The sequence below is a fragment of the Fulvivirga kasyanovii genome (genome assembly GCF_009711405.1).
GTDB classification, from domain to species: Bacteria; Bacteroidota; Bacteroidia; order Cytophagales; family Cyclobacteriaceae; genus Fulvivirga; species Fulvivirga kasyanovii.
In genome coordinates, this window is record NZ_SMLW01000344.1 from 1 (window position 1) to 6,512 (window position 6,512).

The 6,512-nt window shown below is 41.0% G+C and carries 3 protein-coding genes; all 3 read left to right on the top strand.

Annotated features, from left to right (window positions below; all coding sequences use genetic code 11):
* Nucleotides 1–99 precede the first annotated feature (99 nt).
* From porU to E1163_RS03465, 3 genes are read left to right on the top strand one after another with little or no spacing between them, the layout of a single operon-like run.
* Complete coding sequence (porU, locus tag E1163_RS03455; RefSeq protein WP_155169480.1) at nt 100–3,504, top strand: type IX secretion system sortase PorU; 3,405 nt, start codon at nt 100–102, stop codon at nt 3,502–3,504.
* Nucleotides 3,505–3,531: 27 nt separating this feature from the next.
* Nucleotides 3,532–4,692 carry a type IX secretion system outer membrane channel protein PorV gene (gene porV, locus E1163_RS03460; protein ID WP_155169483.1) on the top strand — a complete coding sequence of 387 codons (1,161 nt, stop codon included), beginning with the start codon at nt 3,532–3,534 and terminating at the stop codon, nt 4,690–4,692.
* Between the two features lie 3 nt (nt 4,693–4,695).
* Entirely contained in the window at nt 4,696–5,961 is a 1,266-nt protein-coding gene (locus tag E1163_RS03465; RefSeq protein WP_155169485.1) for a M16 family metallopeptidase, read from the top strand.
* Nucleotides 5,962–6,512 lie beyond the last annotated feature (551 nt).

The following is a 6,512-nucleotide window of genomic DNA, read 5'->3' on the forward strand; positions in this document are numbered from 1 at the left end:
ATAATTTAGTTAGTAAGAAGAGCGTGACATAATATAATGGCGGCAGGAAACGTTTAATGCGGATATCATGTTGCTACTTCATAATCAAACCGATCTCCCATGACCCGACTTTTACGAGTCATAGTAATTCTATCTCTTCTAACCTCTTTCACGCAACCTGCCATCAGTCAGGACAATTCTGTTTTATCCCAGGGTGACTGGTATAAATTAACCGTTGAAAAGGATGGTGTTTATAAAATTACCTTCAACAGACTTCAGGAAATGGGAATTGACGTGGCCAATATTGATCCCAGAAAAATCCAGCTATATGGTAATGGTTCCGGAATGCTTCCCCAAGCCAATAGTATAGATCGGGCGTCGGATTTGGTGCAAAATGCTATATATGTTAACGGAGAAGGTGATGGGAAATTTGATAATGGTGACTACATCCTCTTTTACGGGCAAGGGCCAGATGCTTATAGCTACGAGGGAGGCACATTAACCTACGAACATAATATTTATTCTAATACTAACTATTACTTCCTCACTATAGGCGATACAAATGGTCTGAGGATAGCTAATAGCCTTGATCTTGGCTCTGGTTTTCCAAAAGTTCAGACTTACAACGCTTTTAGACACCATCAAATTGATCAGACAAACATACTTTCATCAGGCAGGAAGTGGTATGAGAACAATAGTGGCACCAAAACCTATGAATTTAATATAGATGGCTTAACGCCAAATTCTACAATCACAGTCACATCCGCTGTTATGGCCCAGTCTTTTGCTGAATCGAAATTCAGACTTGCTCTTAATAATATTGCCCTGGGTGAGCAAACCATCGCAAGTATCCCGGATTTTAATAAAAAACAATATTTCTACAGTGTGAGAGGCAGAGAAAATCTAAGCCGGTTCACACTTAATTCAAATCAGGCAGGCAGCGGAGCCCTTACCGTTAAGGTAGAGTATGTGGGAAACAGTTCGGGGTATGCAGCAGGGTTCCTCGATTACCTGACGGTAGAAGCTATATGCAAACTAAACCTGACAGAGGACGTACTCATATTCCGATCCCTGGAGAGCGCGAATAATGCTATCAGTACTTTTGAGCTGTCCGGTGCTGCGACTCAAACCAGAATTTGGGATGTATCAGACCCTTTACTGCCAAAAAATCAGCAATTCGTCGAAGCACAGGGAACAGCATCCTTTGGGGCTGAAACATCTACAGTCAGGGAATATGTTGCTTTTAATCCTACTAATCTTCCCGCTCCCGAATATTCCAAGATACCTAATCAGAATATTAGGGGGCTCAATACTCCTGACTTGCTTATTGTTACCCACCCGAACTTTTTAAATGAAGCAGAAAGGTTGGCCAATTTCAGGAGATCCAACGATAAACTTAATGTGGGGGTAGTGACTACAGAGCAGGTTTACAATGAGTTTTCGAGCGGCAAACAGGATGTTACTGCTATTAGAGATTATGCAAAGTTTCTGTACGACAAAAGCAACAAACTTAAATATCTTTTACTATTTGGAAGAGGTTCGTATGACTATAAAAATATCCTGCAAAAGAATAACAACTACGTACCTGTTTATGAATCCAGAAATTCGCTCTATCCTTTAGATACCTATACTTCAGATGACTACTTTGGTTTTATGGACGCCGATGAAGGAGAGTGGCTGGAAGAATCCGGAGGTAACCATACCATGGAAATAGGTATTGGAAGATTACCAGCCACAAGTGCAGGGCAAGCCAAAGTACTGGTTGATAAATTGATAAGGTATAGTACTGACCCGGGTACTTTGGGAAACTGGCGAAACAATGTGGTATTCGTAGCAGATGATGGTGACGGCAATACACATACCGAACAATCTGATCAACTGACTGTTTTGATAGATACCAGCTTTTCAGACTTTAATTATAACAAATTCTTTTTAGATGCTTACCCTCAGATTTCTACTCCAAGCCAGCAAAGTGCCCCTAAAGCCAAGGAAGCATTAACCAAGGTCATCAACAAAGGAGCGTTAGTGGTAAACTTTACCGGGCACGGCAGGGAAATCGGCTGGACAGAAGAAGAAATACTGGACACTGTGATGATCAGAAAATGGGACAATATGGAGCGACTCCCGCTATTTGTAACAGCTACTTGTGAGTTTGGCCGCCATGATGATCCTGCCCTAATTTCAGGAGGTGAAAAATTGGTTACCAGTCCAAACGGAGGTGGTATTGGCATAATCAGTACATGCCGGCCGGTATTTTCAAGCTCTAATTTTGCTTTAAACAAAGCCTTTTATAATGAGCTCTTTAAAACCACCAATGATCAGTATCCCCGACTGGGAGATATCATACGTATCACAAAAAACAACAGCGTAGATAAAGCCATTGATGCGAATAAAGTGGGGAACAGGAATTTTAGCCTGCTGGGAGATCCATCCTTAAGACTAAGCTATCCCAAAAAGAAAATCGCAGTAACATCGATCAATGGCAACTCAAATAAATCTGATACCCTAAAGGCCTTAGGGAAGATGAGCATCAGTGGTGAAATCAGAGAAATAGACGGATTAAAAAGTACAGATTTCAACGGAACACTCGAGGTTGTTATTTATGATAAAGAGTCAGAATTGGTGACGCTGGGGCAGGAAAACTCTCCATACACTTACAAGTCCAGAGAAAACGCCATCTTCCGGGGTACATCCACTATTGAAAACGGTGAATTTACATTTGAATTTATTGTCCCAAAAAATATTTCATACCAGCCCGGAACGGGTAAGATCAGCTTATACGCTCTGCACAAAAACAATAACGAAGATGCCAATGGATCAGACATTGACATTATTGTGGGAGGCACTGCAGAAAATCCACCCAAGGATATTACAGGGCCCGATATTCAGTTGTTTCTGGGGGATAGCACCTATCAGGGCACAGGAGAGGTAAATCCCAATACGATGTTAGTAGCAAAATTGTCGGATGACAGTGGTATCAATATCTCAGGGTATGGTGTGGGAAACAATATAACGGCGATACTGGATGGCGAAAGTGTTTATAATCTTAATGAATATTATATAGCCTCTAAAGACACATACAAAACCGGGTGGGTTTCTTTTCCGCTTAATGACCTTGCCAAAGGAAAACATAGCCTGACATTAAAAGCCTGGGATACTTATAACAATGCCGGAGAGGCCGAAATAGAGTTTGTAGTAGGTGAGGAAGGAAGCGTTTCCCTCACCCAGTTAAGGGCTTATCCCAATCCTTTCAGTCACAGCACGACCATTGCTTTTAACCATAGCAGGTCTGGTGAAGATCTTGAGGTTAATCTTCAAATTATTTCAAGATCGGGGGAAATCATCAGGGACATGAACTTTCAAATAGAAGAAAGCACATCGCACGTAGAGCTTTTCAGGTGGGACGGAACAAATATCTTTGGTCAAAAAGTTCCCGGGGGGATATACTTATTTAAGATCATGGTTCGTTCTATGTCGGACGGGGGAAAAAATCAAAGATATGAAAAGCTTATTCTTATTAATTAATTATATTTGTTAGCTAACAGAAGTCACATGAAAAGGTTATTTACGCTCACAGTAGCAGTCATTTTATCAGTTTTAACAAGTTATGTATCTCAAGCTCAGGGCCTTGTTGGCCAGGATTCTTCGAGAAGGGTAATTACTACAGCGGTTCCTTTTCTCACCATCACCCCCGATGCACGCGCCGGTGGTATGGCTGATGTTGGGGCAGCTACTTCCCCTGATGCTAACTCCATATACTGGAACCCTGCAAAACTTGTTTTCATAGAGAACAACATAGGATTTTCCCTTTCATACACCCCTTGGTTAGGCAAGATCATCAATGACATGTCTATCACCTATTTATCGGGATATTATAAATTTTCAAAAGAGCAGGCCGTGGCTGTTTCTATGCGTTACTTCGATCTCGGTGAAATTTTCTTCACCAACGAGCAGGGAGGTGATGAAGGACAGTTTAATCCCAGAGAATTTTCATTTGACGCTGCCTACTCAAGAATGTTAACTCAGAATTTAAGTATTGGTGTTGCCGGTAGGTATATCCACTCCAATCTTACCGGTAGCTTCTCTTCAGGTGGAGTAGAAGCCAGACCAGGTAACAGTGTTGCTGCTGATATTGCTGTTTTTTATGATAAAGACCTCCTGCTAAGCGGTAGTAATTCAAACCTTGCACTTGCTGCAGTGATCTCAAACATTGGTTCTAAGCTGACCTATTCAGACGAAAGCAATAAAGACTTTATCCCAACAAACCTGAGGTTAGGGGGAGCATTCACTACAAATCTTGACCCTTATAATAAGTTGACCTTCGGTCTTGACTTGAATAAACTTATGGTGCCAAGCCCTCAACTTGACTCTGCACAAAGCGACAAATCTCTCTTAAGTGGCATGTTTGGTTCATTTGGGGATGCAGAAGATGGTATTAGTGAAGAAATAAAAGAAGTTACTGTTTCTGCCGGAGCAGAGTACTGGTATAATAATACTTTTGCTGCCCGTGTTGGTTACTTCTTTGAATCAGAAGACAAAGGAAACAGAAAATATCTGACACTTGGCTTAGGTTTCAGGTATCAGGTTTTCGGAATTGACTTCGCTTATTTGGTTCCAAAAGAGCAAGAGCATCCTTTGGCCGAAACACTACGTTTCACACTCCTTTTCAACTTTGATAAGAGCGATAAGGATGAAGAATCCGTTGTAGATTAATTTATGCTAAATAGATCTGTAGCACCGGCACATACGTCATCCTATCAAATAAAATTCCCAAAAGTGAAGCGGCATACTCTGGATTCAGGTATTCCGCTTTATATTTTAGATGAAGGTGTTCAGCCTATTATAAAGCTGGAAATAATGTTTCCGGTAGGAGGCACTTACTATGAGGCTAAAACAGCCACTTCTCTATTAGCTTTAAAAATGTTAAAGGAAGGGACCGAATCGTTCACTTCAAGCCAGCTTTCTAATCATTTGGCCCAGTATGGGGCATTCCTGGAATTAAACCCATCGTTTGATGTCTCCTCAGTAAGTCTATATTGTCTCACAAAGCACCTGGGCATACTTTTGCCTTATCTTGCTGAGATGATTTATTCACCGGTATTTCCAGAGCATGAGCTTAATCGAATACGACAAATAGAGATACAGCAACTTAAGCTGCAGAATGAAAGAACCAACATAGTCGCCTCTAAAAGGTTTAGAAACCTGCTATTTGGAAACAATCACCCCTACGGTAAAATAATCAGTGAAGCTGATTTGATTCAGCAGCAACAAGATGATCTCAGGCGGTTTCACAAGGACCACCTGAGTACATTTGAGATCGTTGCCTCCGGGGAAGTAAGCGCTGAAAGTATCGATATAATTAACAATGTTTTTAATCGCACTGTAGCTCATCCTGCGACTCATACTTCAAACTATACCGATGTAGCAGCTAATAGTTCATCTATAAAAGAGGATAAAGCAGGTGCTCTGCAGTCCTCAATACGCGTGGGCCGGATGACAATTAACAAAACGCATCCGGACTATATTCCATTGCTGATTACAAGCCATGTTCTTGGCGGTTATTTCGGCTCCAGGTTAATGAAAAACATTCGCGAAGACAAAGGCTTCACTTATGGAATATATTCAAGCGTAGTGGCCTTAAAGCATGACAGCTACATTGTGATAGGTACTGATGTTAAGAAAGAATTTGTAGACGATACAATTAGCGAAATAGACAAGGAACTTAACACCCTTTGTTCCTTTCCCGTAGCGCCACACGAGCTTGATACGGTAAAAAACCATATGATCGGTCACTTCCAGTCACGGCTAAGTTCAGCCTTTTCCCTTGCGGAAAAATTTAAGAATATACATATCCACGGACTGGACTATAGTTACTATGACCAGTACCTCTCAACCGTACAAAACATAACCAGTCAGGACATCCTTGAGATGGCCAACAAATACCTGCACCCAAATTCTCAGAAAAGCGTCATTATAGGTTAAGTACTCCCCGGATTTATTTATTTATCCCGGCAATGCTTGATGCCATAAATCAATACCCTTAATCTTCACAAACGATTTAGCCTATTGATTAACATGAGCATGCAAGGATATGCTATTTTTACATGTCTGCAAAAGGGCATATCAGCCAAAGTATTAAAAACAAGAAGATTGAACGTAAGACTTGCAGTGAAATAAGATAAAACTGTGCCTGTTGCTATTTCACTCTGATTTGCCAACTGCTGTTGCCTATTGCTATTAACAAACTGCACATCAAAGAGAGAGGGAACAAGCGTAAAACCTGTGGAGTAAAATGGATTGGAAAGAAAAACAAGTAATGTGAAACTTTCCACTGAAAATCAGTAAACCGTGCTTATTGTTATATTATACGAGTTTGTCTACTGCTTTTGCCGATTGCTATTAACAACTGTCTTGTCGGCAAAGAGGTGAAAACTTAGTGTCTCCCCAGAAATTCGGCTTGATCCAGAGAGAGGTTAAACAGTTATTGTCTCTCCAGAAATTTTGGGAACAAGCGTAAAACCTGTGGAGTAAAT